Raw genomic sequence first — 23,858 nt, forward strand, 5'->3', positions numbered from 1 at the left:
ACCATGAACTTTCTCGACGGTTCCCTGTATCCCGAAAACCAGCAGCCCCTGATCATCACGGCCGCACCCTATGCACCGTCCTGGGTGCCCTCCGACTTCCCCGAGGACATCCCGGTCACGATGGAACAGCAGATCCAGAAGGCGGTGGACTGCTACAACGCCGGCGCCACCGTGCTGCACCTGCACGTGCGCGAACTCGACGGCAAGGGCAGCAAGCGCCTGTCCAAGTTCAACGAGCTGATCGCCGGCGTGCGCAACGCGGTGCCCGAGATGATCATCCAGGTGGGYGGCTCCATCAGCTTCGCGCCGGAAACCGAGGGCGCGGCCGCCAAGTGGCTGAGCGACGACACGCGCCACATGCTGGCCGAACTCGACCCCAAGCCCGACCAGGTCACGGTGACCATCAACACCTCGCAGATGAACGTGGTCGAGCACTGGGAGTACGAGGACTACAAGGGCACGTCGATGGAAGACCCCGCGGTCTACACCGCGTACAAGGAGATGACGGTGCCGGCCCAGCCCGGCTGGGCCGAGGAGCACATTCGCCGCCTGAACGAAGCCGGCATCCAGAGCGCTTTCCAGTGCTACAACATCAACAGCTTCGAATCGGTCGAACGCCTGATGCGCCGCGGCATCTACAAGGGCCCGCTGGTCATGAACTGGGTGGCGATCAGCGGCGGCATGGATGCGCCGAACATCTACAACCTGTCGAACTTCGTGCGCGCCACGCCGGACGGCGCGGTGCTGACGGTGGAAAGCTCGATGCGCAACGTGCTGCCGGTCAACATGATGGGCATCGCGATGGGCCTGCACGTGCGCTGCGGCACCGAAGACAACCTGTGGAACCAGGCCCGCACGAAGAAGATGAGCACGGTCGAGCAGATCGAGCAGCTGGTGCGCATCTCGCGCGAGTTCGGCCGCGAGGTGGCCACCGCCCGGCAGGCGCGCGAGATCTGCAAGATCGGCGTCTTCTACAAGACGGTGGAGGAGTCGCTGCTGGCCAACGGCTTCGCGCCCAACCGCAAGGGCGGCCATCAGGGCTTCCTGCGCAAGGCGGCCTGAGGCCTCGAATGAACGCCGCCGAAGCGCCCACCGTCCTGATCGTTCCCGGCCTGCGCGACCATGTGCCCGCGCACTGGCAGACGCTGCTGGCGGCGCGCCTGCCGCGCGTGCGCGCGGTGCCGCCGATGGGCCGCGAGGACCTCGATTGCGCGGCCCGCGTCGAGGCCATCGAGCGCGAGGCGCAAGCCGTCGAAGGCCCGCTGGTGATCGTCGCGCACAGCGGCGGCGTCGTGATGCTGGCGCACTGGGCACGGCGCACGCGCCGGCCGGTGCGGGGTGCGCTGCTGGCCACGCCGCCCGATTTCGAGTGCCCCATGCCGGCCGGCTATCCGACCATGGCGCAGCTGGACGCGAACGGCTGGCTGCCCGTGCCGCGCGAACGCCTGCCCTTTGCCAGCATCGTGGCCGCCAGCCGCAACGATCCCCTGGGCTCCTACGTGCGCGTTGCCGAGCTGGCGAGCGGCTGGGGAAGCCGCCTGGTCGATCTGGGCGATGCCGGCCACCTGAATCCGGCTTCGGGCTTCGGGCCCTGGCCGCGCGCCGAGCGACTCATCGCCGAAGTGGCGGCCCTGGGCGCTGCGGCCGGTTGAGCCCCGCCGTTTTCGTCGACCCAATTTCAAATCACTAGGAGACATCCATGGCAAAAGCCATTCGCCTGCACGAGACCGGTGGCCCGGAAGTGCTCAAACTGGAAAACGTCGAAGTCGGCGAGCCGGGCCCCGGCCAGGCGCGCGTGCGCCACAGCTACGTCGCGGTCAACTTCATCGACATCTATTTCCGCACCGGCCGCTATCCCTTGCCGATGCCCAACGGGCTGGGCTCCGATGCCGTGGGCGTCGTCGAGGCCGTCGGCCCAGGCGTGACCGACGTCAGGGTCGGTGACCGCGTGGGCTACCTGATCGGGCCGCAGGGTGCCTACTCGGACGTCCGCGTGATGCCGGCCGAGGTGCTGATTCCGCTGCCGGACGGTGTTTCGGATCGCACCGCGTCGACGCTGATGATGAAGGGCATGACGGTGCAGTACCTGTTCCGCCAGGTGTTCCCCCTGCAGGGCGGAGAGACCATCCTGTACCACGCGGCCGCCGGCGGCGTGGGCCTGATCGCCTGCCAGTGGGCGCGCGCGATGGGCGTGACGATGATCGGCACCGTCAGCACCGACGAGAAGGCCGAAGTCGCCCGTGCGAACGGCTGCGCGCACACCATCGTGACCTCGCGGGAAAACATCGCCGAGCGGGTGCGTGAGATCACCGACGGCAAGGGCGTGCCCGTGGTCTACGACTCGGTCGGCAAGGACACGCTGGAAGCCTCGCTCGACAGCCTGCGCCCGCGCGGCGTGCTGGTCAGCAACGGCACCAGCTCGGGCCCGGTCGTGATCGACACGATGGCGCTCGCCGCCAAGGGTTCGCTGTGGGTCACGCGGCCCGCGATGATGCACTACATCATGCCGCGCGCGCACATGCTCGACATGGCCGGGGAGCTGTTCGGCCATGTGCTGGACGGCCGCATCGTCAGCGAGCCGAAGCAGGTCTTCCCGCTCGCCGATGCCGCCGAGGCGCACATCGCACTCGAATCGCGCCGGACGGTCGGCGCCACGGTCCTGGCGCTCTGACCATGAACACCGCTGCGCTTCGCGAAGCGACGCAAGGCCGCGAGGACGGCTACCTGTTCAGCCGCGGGCAGGCCTGGTTCGCCTTCGCCATGACCATCGGGCTGATGATGGTCGACTACATCGACCGCCAGGTCATCGTGTCGCTCTTTCCGTACCTGAAGGCCGAATGGGCCCTGTCGGACAAGCAGCTCGGCGGGCTGGTGTCGGCGGTGTCGGTCACCGTCGCCCTCGGGGCCATCCCTGTGGCGCTGCTCGCCGACCGCGGCAGCCGCGTCCGCAGCGTGGTCGTGATGGGCCTGGTCTGGAGCCTGGCATCGATCTCGTGCATGTTCAGCCGCGGCTACGGCCAGCTGCTGGCGGCTCGCGCCATGGTCGGCCTCGGCGAGGCGGGCTACGGCTCCGTGGGCGCCGCGCTGATTGCCAGCCACTTCCCGGCACGGCTGCGCGGTGCCCTCTTGGCGGGCTTCTTTGCCTCCGCCTCGGTCGGCTCGGTGCTCGGTGTGCTGCTCGGCGGCATGATCGCGGCGCGCTTCGGCTGGCAGGCCGCCTTCGGTGTCGTGGGCGTGCCGGGCCTCGTCCTCGCGTTGCTGTACCTCAAGGTGCGCGACTATCCGACCGTCAAGCTCACGCCGCGGCTCGACCGCGCCACGCGCTCGACGCGCAGCGCCGCCGGCGCCATCGCACAGGCGCTGATCCGCACGCGGACCATGCTGTGGCTGTGCGTGGCCGGTGCGGCGCAGCTCGTCGTGGTCTCCGCGATCTGGTCCTGGCTGCCGAGCTTTCTCCATCGCGTCCACGGCGTGGTGCCGGAAAAGGCCGCCATGAGCGCGGCGCTGGTGGTGCTCTGCGGCGCGCTGGGCAGCGTCGTCTGGGGTGCGGTGGCCGATCGCGCCGGCCGGCATCGTCCGCGGACCAAGCTGTACGTCGTGGCCCTGTTGTGCATGGCGTCCATGCTCGTGCTGGTGCTGGCTTTCGGCGCTTCGCGCCTGGGGCTCGCCATCGGCGCGCAGACGCAGTTCGCGCTGCTGGCGGTGGGCGGCTTCCTGATGACCTGCACGGTCGGGCCGCTCCCGGCAGCGGTCATCGACGTGATCCACCCCGGCATCCGCGCGACCGGCGCCTCGGTGATTTCGCTGTTCCAGAACCTGTTCGGCCTTGCCGCCGGGCCGCTCGTCGCCGGCTTCCTGTCGGACGCCTGGACGCTCGAACACGCGCTGATGACGGTGCCCGTCTTCAGTGTGCTGGCGGCCGGCGCGCTGCTGGTGGCCGCACGCACCTACGAGTCCGACCTGCTGCGCGCCCGCGAAGCCGCCGAGGCCTCCGAGCACGCCGAGGACCCGTATCCGGGCTCCGCGCGGCCGGCGCGCGAGGCCCTGGCCTGAACCGGCCGAATCTCCCACCCACCGAACCGAAGAGAACCTCCATGAATGGATTGATGATGGAGCAGCCGTTGCTGATTTCGACGCTGCTCACCCACGCCGAGCGCCACCACGGCGAGCAGGAAATCGTGTCGCGCCGGGTCGAGGGCGACCTCCACCGCACCACCTACCGCGAACTTGCCGAGCGTTCGCGCCGCCTTGCCAACGCCCTGGCGGCACAGGGCATCGGCGCCGGCGACCGCGTCGCCACGCTGGCCTGGAACGGCTACCGCCACATGGAGCTGTACTACGCCGTCTCCGGGTCGGGCGCCGTGCTGCACACGTTGAACCCGCGGCTGCATCCCGACCAGGTGGTCTGGATTGCCGACCATGCGCAGGACCAGGTCCTGTTCTTCGACCTCAGCTTCCTGCCGCTGGTCGAGGCGATCGCCTCCCGCGTGTCGACGGTCAAGGCGTTCGTCGCGATGACCGACCGTGCGCACATGCCGGTGTCGTCGAAGGTGCCGGGCCTCCTGTGCTACGAGGAACTGATGGCGCAGCATTCGCCCGATTTCACCTGGCCCCGCTTCGACGAGCAGCGCGCCTCCTCGCTCTGCTACACCTCGGGCACGACCGGCCATCCGAAGGGCGCGCTCTACAGCCACCGCTCGACCGTGCTGCACACCTATGCGGCGGCGCTGCCGGACGCGCTCGGCTGCTCGGCCAGGGACGTCATCCTGCCGGTCGTCCCGATGTTCCACGTCAACGCATGGGGCCTGCCGTATGCCGCGTGCATGGTCGGTGCCAAGCTCGTGTTTCCCGGCCCCTGGCTCGACGGCAAGTCGCTCCACGACCTGTTCGAATCCGAAGGCGTGACCATGTCGGCCGGCGTGCCCACCGTCTGGCAAGGGCTGCTGACCCATGTCGAAGCCAACGGCCTGAAGTTCAGCACCATGCGCCGCACCATCATCGGCGGCTCGGCCTGTCCGCCGGCGATGATGCGCGACTTCCAGGAACGCTACGACGTGCAGGTGCTGCACGCCTGGGGCATGACGGAAATGAGCCCGGTGGGCACCGTCTGCACGCTCAAGCCCCGGCAGCAGGCGCTCGACGCCGAATCGCGCCTGGCCATCCAGGCCAAGCAGGGACGTTCGGTGTTCGGCGTCGACATGAAGATCGTCGGCGAGGACGGCCAGGAGCTGCCGCACGACGGCAAGGCCGCGGGCGAGCTGATGGTGCGCGGCCCGTGGATCATCTCGAACTACTTCAAGGGCGAAAGCGCCGGCCCGCTGGTCGACGGCTGGTTCCCGACCGGCGACGTCTCGACCATCGATGCCGACGGATTCATGCAGATCACCGACCGCAGCAAGGACGTGATCAAGTCCGGCGGCGAGTGGATCGGTTCCATCGACCTCGAGAACATCGCCATGGCGCACCCCGCCGTGGCGCTGGCGGCGTGCATCGCGGCCCGCCATCCGAAATGGGACGAGCGCCCGCTGCTGATCGTGACGACCAAGCCCGGCGAAAGCCTGACGCGTGACGAGCTGATCGGCTTCTACGACGGCCGTATCGCCAAGTGGTGGACGCCGGACGACGTGGTGTTCGTCGAGCAGATTCCGCTCGGCCCCACCGGCAAGGTGCAGAAGAACAAGCTGCGCGAGGTGTTCAAGGACCATTTGCTGGCGGCGCACCCATGACCGCGATGACCCTCGCGGCCTGGCCGGCGGCAGTGCCGGGCATGGCCCCGATGCTCGACGAGACCATTTTTCTCGCCATACTGGTGCTCGCGCTGCTGCGCTGGGCACCTTGACCCAGACAAGGAGACAGACCATGTATTCGAAGAAGGTATTGCAGCGGGTGGCACGCGTCGCTTCATGCGCGTGCATCTCAGCGGCCGCCCTTGCGGCCACGATGGCCCACGCGGACTCGCCCAGGTGGCCGGACAAGATGGTTCGCATCATCGCCGCCGGCCCCGCCGGGGGATCGGCGGACATCATCGCGCGGATGATGGCGGACACCCTGTCGAAGGAGTCCGGCCAGCCGGTCGTCGTCGATCCCCGGCCCGGGGCCGGCGGCGTCCTCGCGGTGACCGAACTTTCGCAGGCGCCGCACGACGGCTACACGGTGCTGGTGGCCGTCAATTCGCTGGTCAGCGAGATTCCGCACATCGTCAAGCTGCGCGTCGACATGGCGCGCGAAATCAAGCCCGTGGCCGAACTCGGCCGCGGCGGCCTCGTGCTGGTCGGCGCGCCTTCGGTGCCCGCCAGGAACTTCGGCGAGCTGATGACGTGGGTCAAGGCGCATCCCGGCACGGTCAACTACGCGTCCTACACGGCGGGCACGCTGTCGCACGTGCTGGGGCTGCAGCTCAACAAGGCGGCGGGCATCGACATGACGCACGTGGCCTACAAGGGATCGACGCCCGCGCTGACCGACGTCATGGGCGGCCACGTGCCGCTGATGTTCGACGCCATGCCGAGTTCACTGCCGCTGATCAAGGCCGGAAAGATCAAGGCCTTCGCAGTGAGCACGCCCAAGCGATCCGCGCTGCTGCCCGAGGTGCCGACCTTCACCGAGCTCGGCTACCCGCAGCTCGAGGCCACCGGCTGGATGGGACTGTGGGTCAAGCCCGACGTGCCCGCCGCGCAGCAGGCCAGGGTGCGCGAAGCCGCGCTCAAGGTGCTGGCGACGCCCGCGGTCCGCGAGCGGCTGCAGGACATCGGCTTCGAGCCAGGCCAGCCGCGCAGCCCCGAGGAACTGAGCCAGTCGCTCGGCGCGGACTACCAGCGCATGGGCGCCGTGCTGAAGTCGATCGACTTCAAGCCCGAGTAGGGCGGCGCGATGCCAGCATGGGAACGAAGCCCCCGGCAATGAGGCGCAAGCCATCGAACACTGGAGCCTGCCCGTCGAACTGCATTCGCGGGTCGCTGGTCACCTTCGCCATTCCCGCATCCCTCGCCGCCTTGTCAGGCCACTCGACCCAGGACATGACCACAGTCTCGCCGTCCTGGGCGCCCGCTGCCTTTGCGAAGCTGCTGTACTGGTCTGCGTCGCGGCGCACGCTTTCACCGTGGTAGGTGGACGCATCGGGCCCCGATTCGTCGAGCCAGCACTCCGTCACGCGCAGCGCGCCATGCGCCTTGATCACCTCGGCGGATGCCGCCGCCAGCTTCTCGTACGCGGTCCTGTTGGCGCGGGGAACGGGCGCCAGGTAGCAGTCGATGTAAGTCATGCGTTGCTTTCCGTTCGTGGCCGGATTCTGCCGCAGCGGCTGGCGCGGGCCCGGCCTCCACGTACGTGGGAGTAGGTGGCCGCCGGGATACTCAATCTCGGCAGCGGGGTACAGACTGCCATTTTGAGATCCGGCGAGAGGTTCCGATGGCCGACTTCGACTATGACGTGATCGTGATCGGTTCCGGATTCGGCGGCAGCGTCGCGGCGCTGCGCGCGACCGAGAAGGGCTACCGGGTCGGCGTCATGGAAGCCGGACGGCGCTGGCCCGACAGCGCGATCCCCAAGACCAACTGGGACATCCGGAAGTACCTGTGGCAGCCCGAGGCCGAGATGTACGGCCTGCAACGCCTCAGCTTCCTCGACGACGTGCTGGTGCTGCACGGCGCCGGCGTGGGCGGCGGCTCGCACGTCTACGGCAGCACGCTCTACGTTCCCCCGAAGAAGTTCTTCGCCGCACCCGAGTGGTCCTACATCGCCGACTGGTACGACGAGATGCCGGCGTACTTCGACCAGGCCCAGCGCATGATGGGCGTCAACCGCGTGCCCTACATGGACAGCGACAAGGACCGGCTGATGCGTGAAGTGGCCGTGGAGATGGGGCACGGCAACACGTACAACAAGGCGCCCGTGGCCACCTTCTTCGGTTCCCCGGGCGTCGAGGTCGACGACCCGTTCTTCGGCGGCGCGGGCCCGCGGCGCACGGGCTGCGTGAATTGCGGCAACTGCATGATCGGCTGCGGCCGCGGGGCCAAGAACAAGCTGACGGAGAACTATCTCTATCTCGCCGAGAAGAATGGCTGCGTCATCCATGACCTGCACGAGGTCGTCGAACTGACGCCGCTCGATGGCGGCGGATACGAGGTGTTCGCCAGCCATCCCGGCTGGGTGCAACGCCTCGCGCACATCGATCGCCATCGCTACACGGCCAGGGAAGTCGTCGTCTCCGCGCACGCCTATGGCTCGGCGCGGCTGTTGCACCACATGCGCCATGTCGACAAGCTCACCGGCCTGTCGGATCAACTGGGCAAGCTGGCCCGGACGAATTCCGAGGCGCTGATCCTGGTCACGCGGCCCTACGTCGACTGGAAGAAGGACCCGGACCGATTCGTCATCACGCCGGGCAGCGTCGCCATCACCTCCGGCGTCTGGCCGGACCCGGACACCAGCATCGAGCCGGTGTCCTATGGCGTGGGCAGCGACTTCTTCGCGTTGGCCACGACCTACTACGCGTCCGGCCCGCAGAAGCATCCCACCGAGACCTGGCTCAAGCACCTGATGGAGCATCCGGTTGAGACCCTCGGGCAGACCTTCGACACGCGACACTGGTCGGAACGCGCCATCACCCTGCTGTGCATGCAGACCACCGACACCTCGATCGACCTCTACTTCAAGGACGGCATCCTGCGCAGCCGGCACGGCTCCGGCGATCCGCCGCCCACCCACATCCCGGCAGCCGACGAGTTCGCGAAGCGGCTTGCGGCCAAGATGGGCGGGATCGAGTCGGCCCTGGATTTCGAGGTCATCAACCGCACGGCGTCGGCGCATTTCATCGGCGGCATTCCGATCGGAGACTCGAGCGCCAAGGGCGTGGTCGATCCCTACCAGCGCGTCTTCGGCCATGCGGGCCTGCATGTCATGGACGGCAGCGTCATGCCCGCGAACCCGGGGGTCAACCCCTCGCTCACGATCCTGGCGCTGGCCGAACGTGCGATGTCGTTCTGGCCGAACAAGGGCGATGCCGATCCGCGGCCTTCGCTGGGCTCCGGCTACCAGCGGCTTGCGCCCATCATGCCGCGCGCGCCTGCGGTGCCGGCGCAGGCGCCCGGAGCCCTGCGCTTCGACAAGCCGCAGCGCGAAGTGATTCCGGAATACCCGTACTGAGTCGAAGGTCCACGCACAGGAGCCGAGCATGCCGAACCCGACGGTCGAGTACCGAAACCTGGGCCCATCGGCCCGATTGCCTGATCAGTCCGTCAACCCCTACTACGTGGCCGATCGCAAGCTGCGTGTGTCGGTCGCTCGCGTCGGCAAGAGCCTGTTCGCCTTCGACGACCTGTGCCCGCATGACGGCTGCCAGCTGTCGGCGGGCATCCTGAGCGGCACCACGCTGATGTGCCCGTGCGACGGCTCCCGCTTCGACGTCTCGACGGGTGCTGTGCAGCGCGGTCCGTCGACGCGGCCGCTCCCCACGTACGAGGTGCGCGAGCAGGACGGAGAAATATCGGTTCGCGTCTGAAGCCTTCCGGTGGCTGCACGGAGACGCCTTCGAAGCCATCGGCGCAAGTCGCTCTGCCACTCTTTCCTGGAGCCCATCGCAATGTCCGTCCCCGACTACGCCTCGCTCGTCGCCAGCCAGCGCGCCTTCTTCCTGCAGGGGCATACGCGCCCGGTGGCATGGCGCAAGACCCAGCTCGAAGCGGTCAGGGCCCTGTTCACCGACCACCACGACGAACTGTGCGACGCGCTCTGGAAAGACCTGCGCCGCAACGTGAACGATGCCGACCTCATGGACGTCGGCTACTGCGCCAGGGAGGCCGCCTACGCGCTCAAGCACATCGACACGTGGATGAAGCCGCTGCACGAGCCGATGCCGCTGGTGTTCGAGCCGGGCTACATCCGCGTGAACCGCGATCCGCTCGGCGTGTCGCTGATCATCGGCGCGTGGAACGAGCCTTTCATGCTGGTCTTCGGCCCGCTGGTGGCGGCGCTGGCCGCGGGCAACACGGCCGTGCTGAAGCCCTCGGAGATCGCCGCCCATTGCGCGGCCGCCGCGGCGCGCCTCGTGCCCGAGTACTTCGATCCGCGCGCGGTCGCGGTCGTCGAAGGCGCCGTCCCCGAGACCACCGCGCTGCTGGCGCAGCCATGGGACATGATCTTTTTCACCGGCAGTCCGCCCGTCGGCAAGATCGTGCACCAGGCCGCCGCGAAGAACCTGACGCCGTGCGTGCTCGAACTCGGCGGCAAGAACCCGACCATCGTCCATTCGTCGGCCAACCTCCAGGCGGCCGCGCGGCGCATCGCGTACGGGCGCTACCTGAACGCCGGCCACATCTGCACTGCGCCCGACCACGTCCTGGCGTGGCCGGAGGTGAAGGACGAGTTCCTGCAGCATATGAAGGACACGATCCGCGAGTTCTATGGCGACGACCCGAAGCAGAGCCCGGACTACGGACGCGTGATCAACCGCCGCAACTTCGATCGCCTGGCCGCGCTGCTCGGCAGCGGCAGGGCCATCGCCGGTGGCCAGACCGATGCCGACGAGCTTTACATCGCGCCGACCGTGCTGGTGGAAGTCGCGGTGGACTCGCCGATCATGAAGGAAGAGATCTTCGGGCCGATCCTGCCGGTGCTCGCGATCGATTCGGTGGAGTCCGTCGTCCGGTGGGTCAACAGCAGGCCGAGTCCGCTCGGCCTCTACATCTTCGCCGAGGACAAGGAGGTGGTCGACAGGATCCTGTCGGCCACGCGCTCGGGCGATGCGGAGGTCAACGACTGCGCCATCCATCCGCTCTTTCCCGAGCTTCCGTTCGGCGGCGTCGGCAACTCCGGCATGGGCAAGTACCACGGCCGCTGGGGCTTCGAAGCCTTCACCAATGCGCGCGGCGTGCTCCACCACAGCAGCGCGGTCGACCCCGGCGTGCGTTATCCCCCCTATGCGAAGCACGGCCTCGAACGCGCCGTCGTCAACCAGCTGATGCCGTAGAGGATGCCTGGTCGTGGATCTCGATCCAGTCCTTCTGTCGCGGATCCAGTTCGGGTTCCTGATCAGCTTCCACATCGTCTTTCCCGCCTTCACGATCGGGCTGGCGGCCTGGCTGGCAACGATCGAGGGCGCGCGGCTGGCGACGGGCAACGCGCTCTATCGCCGGGTGTTCGACTTCTGGCTGCCGATCTTCGCCGTCTCCTTCGGCATGGGCGTGGTCACGGGCATCGTGATGGCCTTCCAGTTCGGCACCAACTGGGGCGTGCTCTCCGTGAAGACCGGCGCGATCCAGGGCCCGCTGCTCGGCTACGAGGGCTTCACGGCCTTCATGCTCGAGGCGACCTTCTTCGGCGTGATGCTGCTCGGGCGCGACCGGGTGTCGCCGCGCTTCTACTTTTTCTCATGCTGCATGGTGTCGCTCGGCACGATGTTCTCGTCCTTCTGGATCCTCGCCAACAACAGCTGGATGCAGGTGCCGCTGGGTCACACGGTGGTGGACGGCAAGATCATTCCGACCGACTGGATGCAGATCGTGCTCGGGCCGGTGCAGATGGTCCGCTGGCCGCACATGCTGCTCGCCGCCTTGCTGACCACCTCGATGTGCGTGTCGGCGACCGGCGCCTGGTACCTGCTGCGCCGGGTGCACTTCGACGAAGGCCGGATGATGCTGCACTGGGGACTGGGACTGGCCGCGGTGCTGATCCCGGTCCAGCTCTTCTTCGGCCACCTGACGGGCGAGTACGTGCTCAAGCACCAGCCCGCCAAGTTCGCCGCGATCGAGGCGCGCTGGAAGAACGAGCAGCCCGCGAGCGAGGTGCTGATCGCCATTCCCGACGAGGCGAACGAGCGCAATCTATACGCCATCACGGTCCCGAAGCTGGGCAGCTTCATCGCCTCGGGCAATTTCACTTCAGCCGAGCGAGGGCTCGAATCCTTCCCGCGCGAAGACCGGCCGCCGGTGCTGATCCCCTTCTTCGCCTTCCGGCTGATGGTCGGCATGGGGCTCGTCATGCTGGCCGTTTCGTGGCTCGGCAACGTCCTGCGCTGGCGCGGCAAGCTGGAGTCGTCGCGCTGGTTCCTGTGGGGCACCTTCCTGTCGTTTCCGACCGGCTTCGTCGCCATCCTGACCGGCTGGTACACCGCCGAGATCGGACGCCAGCCCTGGGTGGTCTACGGCCTGCTGCGAACCAGGGATGCCGTCACGCCCTCCCTGACGACGGGTGACGTGCTGACCTCGCTGATCGTCTACGTCGTGGTGTACTGGATCTTCGTGTCCTTCGGCATCTACTGCATCTACAAGCTCTTGCGCGAAGGGCCGCGCGCCAAGACCCAGGCCACGGCCAACGTCACCGGCAGCCGGCCGCTGGCCGTCGCCGCGCGCACGGACACCGCGGCCAATGGCAGATCCGGAGGCACGGCATGAGCCAGGCGGCACCCAGCGGCCTGGCGCTTTTCTGGGCGGCCGTCATTGCCGTCTCGATCCTGGTCTACGTGATTCTGGACGGCTTCGATCTCGGCGTCGGGATCCTGTTCGGCACCACCGGCCAAGAGAATCACCGCCTGCACATGATGGACAGCATCGCGCCGTTCTGGGACGGCAACGAGACCTGGCTGGTGATCATCGGCGCCGGCCTGTTCGCGACCTTTCCGGTGGTGTATGCCGTGTTCCTGGGCGCGTTCTACCTGCCTGTCCTGCTGCTGCTCGTCGGCCTCGTCTTCCGTGGCATCGCCTTCGAATTCCGCTACCGCAGCGTGAAGACGCGCTGGCTGTGGGATCTGGGGTTCTTTCTGGGATCGACAGTGGTCGCCTTCGTGCAGGGGGCCGCGGTGGGCGCATTGATGCGCGGCCTTCCGGTGGCGAACGGTCAGTTCGCCGGCACGTCCCTCGAATGGCTGCATCCGTTTTCCGTTCTGACCGGCATCGGCCTCGTGTTCGGCTATGCGCTGCTCGGCGCGGGCTGGATCGTGCTCAAGAGCGAAGGCGATCTGCGCGACTGGGCCTATCGCCGCATCCCGTGGCTGGCCGCGGCCGTCTTCGCGGTGCTCGGCCTCGCGTTCGCCGTGTCGTTGAGGGTCGACGCGGGCGCGATCGCGCAGAGCCATCTGCAGGATCGGCCATGGGGGTGGGTCTTCGTCGCGGTGGCGATCGCCTCGCTGGTCGGTGTCGTGACGGGCGCCCGTGCGCGGCGGGATGGCGTCGCGTACACACTGACCGTGGTGTTCATCGCGGCGGCGTACCTGACGCTCGGCGCGATGTTCTGGCCCTACATGGTGCCGTATGCAGTCACCGTGGCGAGCGCGGCGGCGCCGGAGGAATCGCTCCGGTTCCTGTTCTACGGCGGCGTGGTGGTATTGCCGGTGATTGCGATCTACACCATCGGCGTCTACTGGGTGTTCCGCGGCAAGGTACGCAGCGGCTACCGGTAGCCATGGCCCGTGGCACGCGCGGCGACGGAGCCCTGCGGCGTCAGGTCAGATCGACGCTGTCCGGGGCCCGTCTGTGGAACGCTGTCGCGTGGCGTTTTTCCGGGGCGTCGCGACCTGACGGGGTGGAGCGGCCGCGCTCCGCACGCCGAGCGATCGCGACCTCAGCGCGCAGAGACCTTCACCGATGCGCTCGGCGGCATCCGCGACGCGGGCGCGCAGCAGGCTTTCGCTGGCGGCGGTCAGCTGTTTCTCGCTCACGACCAGCGTGATGCTGCCGAGCACCTTCTTTTCCGGGTCGAAGACGGGTGCGGCCACCCCCGTCAGCCCGGGCACCACCTCGGCATGCGTCACGCACGTGCGCTCCCTGCGTATGCGCTGCATGTTGGCGTTGAACTCCTTCCAGTTTTCGCCAAGCCCGGCCCTGCGGATCTCTTCTGCATGGTGCAGCATCAGGCTGCGAAGTTGATAGGGCGACACGTTGGCCAGGATGACCTTGGCCATCGCCCCCGCGAACATCGACATGGGCCGGCCGCGCTCATAGTCCATCCGTTCACTGGCCTGCGTCCAGATCGAATCCGTGCACAAGACCTGGTCGCCGTAGTAGCTGCACAGCATCACGCTGGCTTGCAGCTCGTCGCTGAGGGATTCCATGGCCGGGCGAGCCGTTGTGAGCAGCGGATCGTTGCGTCGAATCAGGCGGTCCAGCTCGATGACCCGTGGCCCAAGCACGTAGGCGCCGCCACTGGCCGATGCCAGCACCCCGGTATCGGCCAGTGCCTTGAGATACCGGTATGCGGTCGCGCGCGAGCAGCCCAATGTGCCTGCGACGTCGTCGTGTCCGATCTCGACCTTGGCGTCACTGAAGAGGCTCAGGATGCCCAACATCTTGTCTTGGCTGCTCATGGCCGGATCGTACCTTCAGTTTGGGAAAACTAATCCTTTACAAAATAAGCGACAAATATAAAATCGCACATGTTGAGATTTATTCCAACCAAATGATCGTGATCGCACGGTCTTCCAGCTTGACCCACCTGACTTGCGACAGGAGACAGACATGCAGATTCATCGCCGCCTTTTGGCCACATCGCTCATCGCGCTATGGGCTGCCACTCCCGCGCTGCACGCGCAACCGAGCTTTCCAACCGGTCCGGTGACCATCGTCGTGCCCTACGGAGTGGGCGGCGGGGTGGACTTCTTTTCGCGCACGGTCGCCGTGAAGATGGGCGAAAAGCTTGGCCAGCCGGTGCTCGTCGAAAACAAGCCCGGGGCCGGCACCGCCATCGCTGCCTCCGACGTGGCCAGAGCCAAACCTGACGGTCAACGTGTCCTCATCGGCGATGTGTCGACATTCGCCACCAACCCGACCCTCTACAAGAAGCTGATCTATGACCCGGCGAAGGATTTCACGCCGGTTTCCCTGACCGGCCGCATGCCGTACCTCCTGCTGGTCAACCCGACCGTCCACCCGCAAAAGACGCTCGACGAGTTTCTGGTGGCCGTGCGCAAGGCGCCGCCGAACAGCATCAGCTACGCCAGCGCCGGCCCCGGCGGTCCAGGGCACCTCACGTCCGAAATGTTCGTGCGCGCGGCGGGAGTTCAAATGGTCCACGTCCCCTACAAGGGCTCGGGGCCGGCGCTGCCCGATCTGCTCAGTGGGCAGATCGGCGTGATGTTCATGGACTACGGCCCGGCACGAGCGCACATCGCGAGCGGCAAGCTTCGCGCCCTGGCGGTGGCGTCGACCAAGCCGATTCCCGAATTGCCGAACGTTCCGACCATGGCAGCGAGCCTGCCCGGCTTCGAGTCCTGGTTCTGGATGGGGATGGTCGCTCCGAAGGGCACGCCCGCGCCGGTGGTCGACAAGCTGCGAGACGCCTACGCAGCCGCCCTCGGCGATCCCGCGACCCGGCAAAAGCTGATCGAGGCGGGCATCGAACCGCTGCAGAGCTCCGGCGCCGAGATGGACGCGTTCATTCGCTCCGAGGCCAACCGGTGGGGCAAGGTGATCAAGGAAGCCCAGATCCAGCTGGACTGATCCGCCGGCGGCCTCTCGCTCCAACTTCAAGGACAACCGACATGCTTTTGAAAGACAGGGTCGCCCTCATCACGGGGGCCGGCAATCCGCAGGGAATCGGCTTTGCCGTCGCCCGGATGTACGCGAGCCAGGGCGCGCGCGTGGCGTTGGTCGATCTCGATCAGGCCGCTGTCAGCGCGGCCGCGGCCGCGCTGGGCGACCTGGCCGTAGGCATCGCGGCCGACGTCCGCTCGCCCGAGGCGTGCGCGCTGGCGGTCCACCAGGTGTGCACCCGATGGGGTGGCCTCGATGTGCTGCTGAACAGCGCGGGCGTGGTGCAGTCGCGGCGAACCCTGGAGATCACCGGGGAAGACTATGACTTCGTGCTGGACGTGAACCTGCGCGGCACGCTGCAGATGTCGCAGGCGGCCATACCGGTTCTTCGCCCCCGCGCTTCGATCATCTGCATTGCCTCGATCTCCGGACAGCGCGGTGCCGGACTGATGGGCGGACCTCACTACGCCGCCTCCAAGGGCGCCGTGCTCGCGTTGATGAAGTCCATGGCGCGCGAGCTTGGCCCCGCCGGCATTCGCGTGAATGCGGTCAACCCCGGGGTGATCTCGACCTCGATGAACGCCACGGCGTTCGACGAGGAGATGACGAATCGGATCACGGGGTCGATCCCTCTCGGCCGCTTTGGCCAGCCTGACGATGTCGCCGGCGCATGCCTGTACCTGGCCTCCGATCTGTCCAGCTACGTCACGGGTGCCTCGCTGGATGTCAACGGCGGCATGCACATCTACTGAACGCAACGAACTCGCCCATCTTCACTGCTCAAGGACCCGCCACCATGGCCGCTCATACACCCCACCACGAAGCCGGAAAGCAACTTCTTCCTGATGACTCGCGCTACGTGAGCGTCGACAGCCTGCCTTGGAAGCCCACGCCGACCAAGGGCATCGACATGAAGATTCTTCTGGTCGACGAAGACACGGGCCTGATGACTGCGCTGTTTCGCTGGGAGCCGGGCACGGTGCTGCCGCGCCACGAGCACATCGAGATCGAGCAGACCTACGTCCTGGAAGGCAGCATCGTCGACGACGAAGGCGAGGCCACGGTGGGAAACTATGTCTGGCGACCGAAAGGCAATCGCCACATTGCCCGTTCTCCGAACGGTGCCCTGGTGCTCTCGATGTTCCTGAAGCCCAACAAGTTTCTCGACGGTGAGCTGGCCGGCGCCGAGCTCAAGTAACCACACAACCGCCTGCAGCCCGCTCATGAGCCACGCCGACCGCCACATCCCTCACATCCTGGAAGGCCGCCTGGCTTTCGTCACCGGAGCCGGCCAGGGCAACGGGCGAGAGATCGCACTGGGCCTTGCGCAAGCCGGCGCCCGGGTGATCGCCACCGACATGAACGAAGCATCGGTCCGGGCGACCGCGGACGACATCCGCGCGAAAGGCGGCAGCGCCTGGTCGTTCGCGCTCGACGTCACGCAGCCGCAGGCCTGCCATGCCCTGGCTGAGCGGGTGGTCGCGGAGCTCGGGCAGGTCGACCTTCTGGTCAACAACGCCGGCATCATCATCCGGGAGGGAAGCGACAGCCCGAACGCAGCGCGCAACTGGCAACGCACGCTGGACGTGAATGTCAACGGCACGTTCAACGTCACCCAATCCTTCCTGCCGTCGCTGCGCGCCACGCGGGGCACGATCCTGAACATCGCTTCGATTGCCTCCTTTGCCGGGCAAGGCGGCACGCTTGGCTATGCGCCGTCCAAGGGCGCGATCAAGATGTACACGCAATCTCTTGCGGCGGAACTCGCCAAGGACGGAGTGAGGGTCAACGCGCTGGCTCCCGGGCTCATCGAGACGCCGATGAACGCTGCCTCACGCGACGACCCCGAGTGGCTGGAGAAATACCTGGCCCGCATTCCCATGGGTCGGGCGGGCAAGCCCGCGGACTTGATCGGACCCGTGGTGTTCCTGTCATCGCCGATGTCCGGCTACGTCACGGGCGTGACGCTGGCCGTCGACGGCGGCTTCCTGGCGATCTAGCGCGTCTGCCCGGGGCCGGTGATTCCACGGTGGCCTGCCGCAACGGCGCGACGCCGCGCGTCGCCGGCAAGGGTCAGTCCAGCGTCACCCTGGCGGAATCAATCACCTTCTTCCAGCTCGCACGTTCGGCGTTCATGAAGCTGGTCATTTCCGCCGGCGTGCCGCCTAGAGGCTCGACGCCTTGGGTCGCGAACTTCTGCACCACCTCGGGCATCTTCAGGATGTCCGCCACCGCGGCGTTGAGTTTCGCTGCAATAGGGGCTGGCGTGCCCGGAGGCGCAGCCAGGGCGAACCAGGCCGAGGCCACGAAGCCCTGCAAGCCGGCTTCAGCGACAGTGGGCACATCGGGCGCGATGGCGCTGCGTTGGCTGGACGCCATGCCCAGGATCTTGACCCGCTTGTTCTGCTGGAACTTCATCACCGCCGAGACGTTGCCCATGAACAGGTCGACGCGGCCCCCCAGCAACTCGTTCAGCGCCGGGCCCTCGCCCTTGAAGGGCACGTGAACCATGTCGGTGCCGGTCATCGTTGCGAACATCTGGCCCGTGAGGTGCGAGGTGGAGCCGTTGCCCTGCGAGCCGTAGGTCACTTTGCCGGGGTTGGCCTTGGCATAGGCAAGGAGTTCCTTCACCGAGTTGGCAGGGAAGTCCGCGCGCGCGGTGATCGCATTCGGCGAGCCGGCCATCATGATCACGGCAACCAGGGCGGCCGGGTCGAACGGCATGTCCTTGTACAGGTTCTGGTTGATGGTCATGGGGCCGGGCGGCGTGGCCAGCAGCGTGTAGCCGTCGGGTGCGGCCGTGGCAACGGCCTGCGCGCCGATGTTGCCGCCGGCGCCCGCGCGGTTGTCTACCAGAAAGGGTTGGCCGAATCTGTCGGAGAGTTTTTGGGTGACGGTGCGCGTGAGGACGTCCACCGTGCCGCCCGGGGGGAAGTTCACGATGACACGCACCGGCTTGTTGGGGAAGCTCGCCATGTCGGCCTGCGCGAAGGCGGGCAGCGAGGCGGCAGGGGCGCCAAACGCGATGGCCAGGCAGAGGATGCGTCGTGTGTTCATGGGTTCTTTCTGGTTTGCTTGTTGAACGAAATCTCGGAGGGCGGTCTCAGCCTCAGAACGGATAGGCCGGTGGCGCCTCCCGCACGGTGATCCACTGCCACTGCGTGAACTCGTCCCAGTTGGCCGGCCCGCCGATGCGGCTGCCGTTGCCCGACGCACCGCGCCCGCCATAGGGCACGTGCGGGTCGCCCAAGACCGTCTGGTCGTTGATGTGCAGCAGGCCCACCTTGAGCCGTTTGCCCAGCGCAAGCGCGCGACCGGTGGAGCGCGACATCACGGCGGCGGCCAGGCCGTAGTCGGTACGGTTGGCCAGCGCCACCGCTTCGTCGTCGGTGGCAAAGCTGGTGACGGACGCCACCGGGCCGAACACTTCTTCGTCGAACGCGCGCATGCCCGGCGTCACGCCACCGAGCACCGTGGGGCGGTAGAACAGCCGTTCGTGCGTGCCGCCCGCGTGCAGCACCGCTCCGGCCGCCACGCTGTCCTGCACGATGGCGTCGATGATCTGCAGCTGGCGCTCGTTGATCACCGGTCCCAGGCCCACCTTGTCCTGCGACGGGTCACCCACGGGCAGGCGCAGCGCCTTTTCCTTCAGGCGCTGCGTGAGTTCGACCGCGATGTTCTCGCTGGCCAGGATGCGGCCGGTGGCCATGCAGATCTGGCCCTGGTGCAGCCAGGCGCCGAAGGCCGCGCCCGAGGCGGCGGCGTCCAGGTCGGCGTCGTCCAGAACGATCAGCGAGTTCTTGCCGCCCAGTTCCAGAGACACCTTCTTGAGGTGGGCGCCGCACAGCGCGCCGACCTTGCGCCCGGCGCCGGTGGAGCCGGTGAAGGCCACCATGCCGATATGGGGGTCGGTGCAGATGGCCTCGCCGACCTCGGCGCCGCCGGGCAAGACATGCAGCAGGCCCGAGGGAAGGCCCGCCTCTTCGAAGAGGCGCGCGATGAGGAAGCCGCCGCACACGGCCGTCTGCGGGTCGGGCTTGAGCACCACGGCGTTGCCGGTGACCAGGGCCGGCGACACCGCTCGGATGGCGAGCGTGAGCGGGAAGTTGAACGGCGCGATGACGCCCACCACGCCATGCGGCACACGGCGCGCCATGCTCATGCGCTCCACGCGGCTGGGCAGCAGCAGGCCCTGGGGCTCGCCCATCATCGCGGCGCTGGCGTGCAGCGTGGTCGACGTGGAGCGCAGTTCCATGTCGGCCTTGGCGCGCAAACCGCCGCTCTCGCGCATGATCCAGCCGGCCAGCTCGTCATGGTGCCGCTCCAGGAGTTGCGCGGCGCGGCGGAAGATGGCCGCGCGTTCGTCGGGCGCGGTGTCGGCCCAGGCGGCTTGCGCAGCCGCCGCGGTGCTTGCGGAGGCCGCCAGGTCCTGGACCGTGGCAAGACCGACCTGCGAGAGCACCTCGCCGCTGGACTTGTCCGTCACCGGCGACGTGTGGGCCGCCGGTTGCCATCGGCCCGTGAACAGGCGGCCTTTCCAGGCGCGGTCGTCCATCAATCCGGGTGTGATTTGCATGTCTTTTCCTTGTATCTTTTGAAGCGCCGCTCAGCCCAGTACCTGCGCGGAGGTGCCCGGAAGCACCACGTCCACCACTGCGCTGCGGCCACTCCGCACGATGGCCAACGCTTCCTCGAGCGTGGCCTGCAGTTGCGCGAATTCGCTCACGCGAAACGATGCGGCGCCGCTGGCCGCGGCGGCCACGTCGGCCAGGCGGGCGCGCGCGCCCACGGTGGTCCAGTACTTGTCGTTGCGCCTGGCCGTGCCTTCGGGGTGCACCAGCAGCGTGGACACCTTGGGCGCGTTCCAGCCGCCGTTGTTGAGGATCAGCGTGAGTTGCGGTGCGCCGTAGGTTTCGGCCACCCAGTAGGTGCTGCTGGGCACGCCGAACACGTAGCTGCCGTCGCCCACCACGGTGATGACTTCGGCGTCGGGCTGCGCGAGCTTCAGGCCGATGGCCGCATTGATGCTCCAGCCCAGGCCGCTGCCGCCATTGGCGTAATAGCTGCCGGCGCGGCGCATGCGCAGCGTGTGGAGCAGGCGTTCGGTCGCGGCCGGTTCTTCGAATGCGATCACGGTCTTGTCGTTGACCAGCGCGCCGATGGCTTCGCAGGCCTGCTGCATGCTGATGCTGCCGTCGCTCGGCGCGGGCGTGTCGGGGAGCGCCAGCTTCCTGCGCGAAGCGAGGATCCATTCCAGGCGCGCGGCGCGCAACGTGTCCTGGGCGCCCGCCGCGGGCGCAATCTCGAGCAGCTGGTCCAGCGCCGCCAGGCTGTCGGCCTGCCAGCTGCGTTCGGCCGGGAAGTGCCAGAAACCCATGTCGGGCTTGAGCGGGTCGCAGTCCAGGTGGAACAGCCGTGCACCGGCCTTGGGCTGAACCTTGGAGACGATCCAGGGCACGTCCACGTCGAGCATGAGGATCAGGTCGGCCTCGTCCACCAGCGTGTTGCGCCGGTAGCCGATGTGGTGCGGGTGGTCGCCGGGGAAGTTGACGTACTGCGGGTTCACTTCGCACACGGCAAATCCCAGCCGGTCTGACAAGGCGCCCAGTTTTGCCACGGCCTCGGGCTGGCGGCCCAGGTAACTGGTGATGACCAGCGGCTTGCGCGCAGCGGCGAATGCGGCGATCAATTCGCTCGCAGCGGCGGGCGCAAGGCCGGCAGTCTGCGCGGGCTGCCAGTGCAACGCCGGCTGCTCGCGCGACACGGCGGGTTCGTCCCACACCTCGCGCGCGCCCGTGAGGTACACGGGGCCTTCGGGCACGGTGCAGGCCAGCTGGATGGCTCGCATCAGCACCTGGTCGATCATCTCGGCCGCACGCACTTCGTACGACCACTTCATGTATTGGCCGCCGATCTCGTGCTGGCGCGTGCTGTCCTGCGTGTAGTGGATGAACTCGGTGCGGGCGCCCACCCGGTCCCCGCTCACGGACACCGGCGACAGGCCCGCGACGATGATGGCGGGTACCCGGCCGCGTGCCGCGTTGTGGATGCTGCAGCCCAGGTTCTGCGTGCCCACGTCCACGTGCACCAGCACCATCTGCGGTCTGCGCGTTTTCATCGCATAGCCGTGCGCGGCGCTGAGAGCCGTCATCTCGTGCGGGCAGACGATGATCCGCGGCATCTTGCCGCCGTGCTCGTCGATGTGCGCAAACGCCTCGATGAAGGCCGGGTGGTCGCTGCCCAGGTTGCTGAAGATGCAGTCCACGCCCAGGCGGGCGGCTTCTTCGAGCAGGCGGCGAGCCGCGGTGGCGGGGGCGATGGGATCTTTGGTTTCTGTGGTCATGGTTGGATGTTCTTGCGGGGAAGGCCAACGGCCTGCGCGGGAGTGGAAGACGGGCCGGGCACGAACACGTCGGCGTGGAAATCCTCGCAGGCCAAGCCTTTGTCAGCGGCCGCGGCGCGCACGGCCGACACCATGGGGGGTGAGCCGCAGCAGTAGACGACGTGGCCCGCCAGGTCCGCACAGTTCGCGCGCAGCGCTTCGTCCACTCGGCCCGCGAAGGCATTGCCCGCGGCGTCGGCGGGTACATCGCTCAACGCGGCGACGAAGCGGAAGGCCGGCCATTGCTTCTGCCAGCGTTCGACGGCGGAGCGCATGTACAGGCCACCCGGCTCGCGCGCACCCCAGATCAGCAGGATGTCGCGCCGCACACGTTTTTTCAGCATGTCGTCCAGGATGGACTTGACGGGCGCGAAGCCGGTGCCGCCCGCCACGAATGCGATGGGGCGGGTGTCGTCGGGCGCCAGCGCGACGTTGCCGAACGGCAGTTCGATCTCGAGCAGATCGCCCGGCGCCAATTGCGCCACGCGCGCGCTGAACTGGCCCCCCTGCACATGGCGAATGTGCAATGTCGCGCCATCGCTTTCGTTGGGCGGGTTGGCCATGGAATAGCAACGCGCGCTGCCGTCTTCCATCAGGATCTGCAGGTATTGGCCGGCCTGGAACTTGGCGCGTTGGCCGGCGGGCAGGCGCAGCTTCAGCACCGACACGTCCGGCGCGGCCAGTTGGTTGCTGTGCACCTTGGCAGTGAACGTCTTGCGCGCAGACGGGTCCAGCCGCTTCCAGGACACCGGCCGCAGCACCACCTCGGTGGTGGGCTCGCACATGCAGTACAGCAGCTGGCCGGGGCCGCAGGTGTCGTTGCGGATGGCCGCGCCGTTCAGGCCCTGCACTTCTCCCGACACGATGCCGCCCACACAGCTGCCGCACACGCCTTTGCGGCAGGAGTAAGGCAAGTCGATGCCGGCGCGCAGGGCGGCGTCCAGCAGGCTCTGGCCCGGGGCGCAGTCGAACGCGACATCGGTCGATCCAAAGGAAATCCGGTGGCTCATGCAGGGGTGGTCCGGGGTTGTGCAGCGCCCGAAAGCAGCGCAATGGTTCGCAGCAGCGCGGTCGGGTCGGCGATGCCACGGCCGGCGATGTCCATCGCACTGCCGTGGCCGACGCTGGACAGCAGGGCGTCGCCGCCGATGCTCAGGGCGCTGGCCGCGTGGGGTGCGAGCAGCTTGATGGGGATGTGCCCCTGGTCGTGCAGCATGGCCACGTACAGGTCGTGCTTGCGTTGCGAAAGCACCATGTCGGCGCCATCCGGCCCCTCCACGCGGTAGCCCTCGGCGCGGAGCACCTCCATGGCTGGCACCACGATCTGCTGGTCCTCGGGGCCGAACAGCGTGCCCTCGGAGGCATGTGGATTGATGCCGAAAACGGCGACGGACGGCGCGTGCACACCGAGCACGGCGCAGGCGCGCACGCCCGCCCGCACCGCCTTCTGGACGAGTTCGGGGGTGAGCCGGTCCAGCGCCGTGCGCACGCTCTCGTGCAGCGTGACGTGCACGATGCGCAACCCGCCGCCCACGAGCAAGAGGAACACGTCGTCTTCGGGAACGCCGCACACGCGCGCGACCAGCGACGGGTAGCCGCTGAAAGCGATGCCGGCCTGGTGGATGGCGGTCTCGTGGTGGGGGCAGGCGATCACGGCGTCGAAGTCGCCGGCGCGGCAGGCCTGCAGGGCCGCGGTCGCCGAGGCCACGGCCGAGGCACCCGCAGCCGCGTCGATGCGGCCGGGCACGGCCGCGGTCTCGGGCAATGCGCCCGCTTCCACGTGCCGCAATTGCGGCCACAGCGCGGACAGCTCGCACACCGCGGCCGCGCGTTGCAGGACGGCGCCGGGCCCGAACACGGTGATGCGATCGCGCTGGCCTGCGTCCAGGGCCGCCAGCGCCTTGAGTGCAATCTCGGGACCGATGCCATTGGGGTCGCCCGCGGCGAGTGCGAGGCGAGCCCCGGGGCCGGAAACGGCAGAAGGTGTCATGGAATTCATCCGACGGTGAGCCTGC

22 protein-coding genes are annotated in these 23,858 nt (G+C 67.8%); 15 read left to right on the top strand and 7 right to left on the bottom strand.

Annotation, left to right across the window (positions count from 1 at the left end; genetic code table 11):
* Window positions 1-3: 3 nt before the first annotated feature.
* The 6 genes from AB4Z46_RS29460 to AB4Z46_RS29485 all read left to right on the top strand — a co-directional run bounded on the left by AB4Z46_RS29460 (window position 4) and on the right by AB4Z46_RS29485 (window position 6,861).
* Window positions 4-1,062, top strand: coding sequence for a 3-keto-5-aminohexanoate cleavage protein (locus AB4Z46_RS29460; protein ID WP_442287099.1), 1,059 nt, complete (start codon window positions 4-6; stop codon window positions 1,060-1,062).
* Between the two features lie 8 nt (window positions 1,063-1,070).
* Entirely contained in the window at window positions 1,071-1,652 is a 582-nt protein-coding gene (locus AB4Z46_RS29465; protein ID WP_442287100.1) for an RBBP9/YdeN family alpha/beta hydrolase, read from the top strand.
* Between the two features lie 47 nt (window positions 1,653-1,699).
* The gene (locus tag AB4Z46_RS29470; protein ID WP_442287101.1) at window positions 1,700-2,671 is read left to right on the top strand and encodes a quinone oxidoreductase family protein; all 972 of its coding nucleotides are present in this window, start codon (window positions 1,700-1,702) and stop codon (window positions 2,669-2,671) included.
* Between the two features lie 2 nt (window positions 2,672-2,673).
* Window positions 2,674-4,053 carry an MFS transporter gene (locus AB4Z46_RS29475; protein WP_442287102.1) on the top strand — a complete coding sequence of 460 codons (1,380 nt, stop codon included), beginning with the start codon at window positions 2,674-2,676 and terminating at the stop codon, window positions 4,051-4,053.
* Window positions 4,054-4,094: 41 nt separating this feature from the next.
* Window positions 4,095-5,726, top strand: a complete 1,632-nt coding sequence (locus tag AB4Z46_RS29480) for a 3-(methylthio)propionyl-CoA ligase (RefSeq protein ID WP_442287103.1) — start codon at window positions 4,095-4,097, stop codon at window positions 5,724-5,726.
* A 133-nt stretch (window positions 5,727-5,859) separates the two neighbouring features.
* Window positions 5,860-6,861 carry a Bug family tripartite tricarboxylate transporter substrate binding protein gene (locus AB4Z46_RS29485; protein WP_442287104.1) on the top strand — a complete coding sequence of 334 codons (1,002 nt, stop codon included), beginning with the start codon at window positions 5,860-5,862 and terminating at the stop codon, window positions 6,859-6,861.
* Here the strand turns inward: AB4Z46_RS29485 and AB4Z46_RS29490 are convergent.
* On the bottom strand, window positions 6,848-7,261 hold the full coding sequence (locus AB4Z46_RS29490) for a DUF1428 domain-containing protein (RefSeq protein WP_442287105.1): 414 nt from the start codon (window positions 7,259-7,261) through the stop codon (window positions 6,848-6,850). The genes AB4Z46_RS29485 and AB4Z46_RS29490 overlap by 14 nt on opposite strands.
* Before the next feature lie 146 nt (window positions 7,262-7,407).
* On the opposite strand from AB4Z46_RS29490, the gene AB4Z46_RS29495 reads away from it, so the two are divergent.
* The 5 genes from AB4Z46_RS29495 (at window position 7,408) to cydB (ending at window position 13,393) form a co-directional block, all read left to right on the top strand.
* Window positions 7,408-9,144, top strand: a complete 1,737-nt coding sequence (locus AB4Z46_RS29495; protein WP_442287106.1) for a GMC oxidoreductase — start codon at window positions 7,408-7,410, stop codon at window positions 9,142-9,144.
* Window positions 9,145-9,172: 28 nt separating this feature from the next.
* Window positions 9,173-9,499 carry a Rieske (2Fe-2S) protein gene (locus AB4Z46_RS29500; RefSeq protein WP_442287107.1) on the top strand — a complete coding sequence of 109 codons (327 nt, stop codon included), beginning with the start codon at window positions 9,173-9,175 and terminating at the stop codon, window positions 9,497-9,499.
* An 81-nt stretch (window positions 9,500-9,580) separates the two neighbouring features.
* Window positions 9,581-10,966 (top strand): aldehyde dehydrogenase family protein, encoded by a 1,386-nt coding sequence (locus tag AB4Z46_RS29505; protein WP_442287108.1) that lies wholly within the window; start codon window positions 9,581-9,583, stop codon window positions 10,964-10,966.
* Window positions 10,967-10,979: 13 nt separating this feature from the next.
* Window positions 10,980-12,389 carry a cytochrome ubiquinol oxidase subunit I gene (locus AB4Z46_RS29510; protein WP_442287109.1) on the top strand — a complete coding sequence of 470 codons (1,410 nt, stop codon included), beginning with the start codon at window positions 10,980-10,982 and terminating at the stop codon, window positions 12,387-12,389.
* Window positions 12,386-13,393 carry a cytochrome d ubiquinol oxidase subunit II gene (cydB, locus tag AB4Z46_RS29515; protein ID WP_442287110.1) on the top strand — a complete coding sequence of 336 codons (1,008 nt, stop codon included), beginning with the start codon at window positions 12,386-12,388 and terminating at the stop codon, window positions 13,391-13,393. The genes AB4Z46_RS29510 and cydB overlap by 4 nt, the downstream gene beginning before the upstream one ends.
* 45 nt (window positions 13,394-13,438) lie before the next feature.
* On the opposite strand, the gene AB4Z46_RS29520 is transcribed toward cydB, so the two are convergent.
* Entirely contained in the window at window positions 13,439-14,296 is an 858-nt protein-coding gene (locus AB4Z46_RS29520; RefSeq protein ID WP_442287111.1) for an IclR family transcriptional regulator, read from the bottom strand.
* 151 nt (window positions 14,297-14,447) lie between these two features.
* On the opposite strand from AB4Z46_RS29520, the gene AB4Z46_RS29525 reads away from it, so the two are divergent.
* The 4 genes from AB4Z46_RS29525 to AB4Z46_RS29540 are packed head-to-tail and all read left to right on the top strand — an operon-like array spanning window position 14,448 to window position 17,461.
* A complete protein-coding gene (locus tag AB4Z46_RS29525) occupies window positions 14,448-15,428 on the top strand; it encodes a Bug family tripartite tricarboxylate transporter substrate binding protein (RefSeq protein WP_442287112.1) in 981 nt (326 codons plus the stop codon).
* Window positions 15,429-15,469: 41 nt separating this feature from the next.
* A complete protein-coding gene (locus AB4Z46_RS29530; protein WP_442287113.1) occupies window positions 15,470-16,213 on the top strand; it encodes an SDR family NAD(P)-dependent oxidoreductase in 744 nt (247 codons plus the stop codon).
* A 44-nt stretch (window positions 16,214-16,257) separates the two neighbouring features.
* Window positions 16,258-16,659, top strand: a complete 402-nt coding sequence (locus tag AB4Z46_RS29535) for a cupin domain-containing protein (RefSeq protein ID WP_442287114.1) — start codon at window positions 16,258-16,260, stop codon at window positions 16,657-16,659.
* 25 nt (window positions 16,660-16,684) lie between these two features.
* Entirely contained in the window at window positions 16,685-17,461 is a 777-nt protein-coding gene (locus AB4Z46_RS29540; protein ID WP_442287115.1) for an SDR family NAD(P)-dependent oxidoreductase, read from the top strand.
* Between the two features lie 73 nt (window positions 17,462-17,534).
* Here the strand turns inward: AB4Z46_RS29540 and AB4Z46_RS29545 are convergent, their stop codons facing one another.
* The 5 genes from AB4Z46_RS29545 to AB4Z46_RS29565 are packed head-to-tail and all read right to left on the bottom strand — an operon-like array spanning window position 17,535 to window position 23,833.
* Complete coding sequence (locus AB4Z46_RS29545) at window positions 17,535-18,518, bottom strand: Bug family tripartite tricarboxylate transporter substrate binding protein (protein WP_442287116.1); 984 nt, start codon at window positions 18,516-18,518, stop codon at window positions 17,535-17,537.
* A 52-nt stretch (window positions 18,519-18,570) separates the two neighbouring features.
* Window positions 18,571-20,037: a benzaldehyde dehydrogenase gene (locus AB4Z46_RS29550; RefSeq protein ID WP_442287117.1), complete on the bottom strand. Its 1,467-nt coding sequence runs from the start codon at window positions 20,035-20,037 to the stop codon at window positions 18,571-18,573.
* A 30-nt stretch (window positions 20,038-20,067) separates the two neighbouring features.
* Window positions 20,068-21,804: a thiamine pyrophosphate-requiring protein gene (locus tag AB4Z46_RS29555; RefSeq protein ID WP_442287118.1), complete on the bottom strand. Its 1,737-nt coding sequence runs from the start codon at window positions 21,802-21,804 to the stop codon at window positions 20,068-20,070.
* Window positions 21,801-22,853 (bottom strand): 2Fe-2S iron-sulfur cluster-binding protein, encoded by a 1,053-nt coding sequence (locus AB4Z46_RS29560; RefSeq protein ID WP_442287119.1) that lies wholly within the window; start codon window positions 22,851-22,853, stop codon window positions 21,801-21,803. The genes AB4Z46_RS29555 and AB4Z46_RS29560 overlap by 4 nt, the downstream gene beginning before the upstream one ends.
* A complete protein-coding gene (locus AB4Z46_RS29565) occupies window positions 22,850-23,833 on the bottom strand; it encodes a PdxA family dehydrogenase (protein WP_442287120.1) in 984 nt (327 codons plus the stop codon). Before AB4Z46_RS29565 ends, AB4Z46_RS29560 begins: the two co-directional genes overlap by 4 nt.
* Window positions 23,834-23,858: the final 25 nt, after the last annotated feature.

Source organism: Variovorax sp. M-6, from assembly GCF_052114385.1.
In the GTDB taxonomy this organism is placed as follows: Bacteria; Pseudomonadota; Gammaproteobacteria; order Burkholderiales; family Burkholderiaceae_C; genus Variovorax.

Coding starts and splice junctions, on each gene's coding strand:
- AB4Z46_RS29465 (WP_442287100.1), top strand. CDS start 1,071: ATGAACGCCGCCGAAGCGCCCACCGTCCTGATCGTTCCCGGCCTGCGC.
- AB4Z46_RS29470 (WP_442287101.1), top strand. CDS start 1,700: ATGGCAAAAGCCATTCGCCTGCACGAGACCGGTGGCCCGGAAGTGCTC.
- AB4Z46_RS29475 (WP_442287102.1), top strand. CDS start 2,674: ATGAACACCGCTGCGCTTCGCGAAGCGACGCAAGGCCGCGAGGACGGC.
- AB4Z46_RS29480 (WP_442287103.1), top strand. CDS start 4,095: ATGAATGGATTGATGATGGAGCAGCCGTTGCTGATTTCGACGCTGCTC.
- AB4Z46_RS29485 (WP_442287104.1), top strand. CDS start 5,860: ATGTATTCGAAGAAGGTATTGCAGCGGGTGGCACGCGTCGCTTCATGC.
- AB4Z46_RS29490 (WP_442287105.1), bottom strand. CDS start 7,261: ATGACTTACATCGACTGCTACCTGGCGCCCGTTCCCCGCGCCAACAGG.
- AB4Z46_RS29495 (WP_442287106.1), top strand. CDS start 7,408: ATGGCCGACTTCGACTATGACGTGATCGTGATCGGTTCCGGATTCGGC.
- AB4Z46_RS29500 (WP_442287107.1), top strand. CDS start 9,173: ATGCCGAACCCGACGGTCGAGTACCGAAACCTGGGCCCATCGGCCCGA.
- AB4Z46_RS29505 (WP_442287108.1), top strand. CDS start 9,581: ATGTCCGTCCCCGACTACGCCTCGCTCGTCGCCAGCCAGCGCGCCTTC.
- cydB (WP_442287110.1), top strand. CDS start 12,386: ATGAGCCAGGCGGCACCCAGCGGCCTGGCGCTTTTCTGGGCGGCCGTC.
- AB4Z46_RS29520 (WP_442287111.1), bottom strand. CDS start 14,296: ATGAGCAGCCAAGACAAGATGTTGGGCATCCTGAGCCTCTTCAGTGAC.
- AB4Z46_RS29525 (WP_442287112.1), top strand. CDS start 14,448: ATGCAGATTCATCGCCGCCTTTTGGCCACATCGCTCATCGCGCTATGG.
- AB4Z46_RS29530 (WP_442287113.1), top strand. CDS start 15,470: ATGCTTTTGAAAGACAGGGTCGCCCTCATCACGGGGGCCGGCAATCCG.
- AB4Z46_RS29535 (WP_442287114.1), top strand. CDS start 16,258: ATGGCCGCTCATACACCCCACCACGAAGCCGGAAAGCAACTTCTTCCT.
- AB4Z46_RS29540 (WP_442287115.1), top strand. CDS start 16,685: ATGAGCCACGCCGACCGCCACATCCCTCACATCCTGGAAGGCCGCCTG.
- AB4Z46_RS29545 (WP_442287116.1), bottom strand. CDS start 18,518: ATGAACACACGACGCATCCTCTGCCTGGCCATCGCGTTTGGCGCCCCT.
- AB4Z46_RS29550 (WP_442287117.1), bottom strand. CDS start 20,037: ATGCAAATCACACCCGGATTGATGGACGACCGCGCCTGGAAAGGCCGC.
- AB4Z46_RS29555 (WP_442287118.1), bottom strand. CDS start 21,804: ATGACCACAGAAACCAAAGATCCCATCGCCCCCGCCACCGCGGCTCGC.
- AB4Z46_RS29560 (WP_442287119.1), bottom strand. CDS start 22,853: ATGAGCCACCGGATTTCCTTTGGATCGACCGATGTCGCGTTCGACTGC.
- AB4Z46_RS29565 (WP_442287120.1), bottom strand. CDS start 23,833: ATGACACCTTCTGCCGTTTCCGGCCCCGGGGCTCGCCTCGCACTCGCC.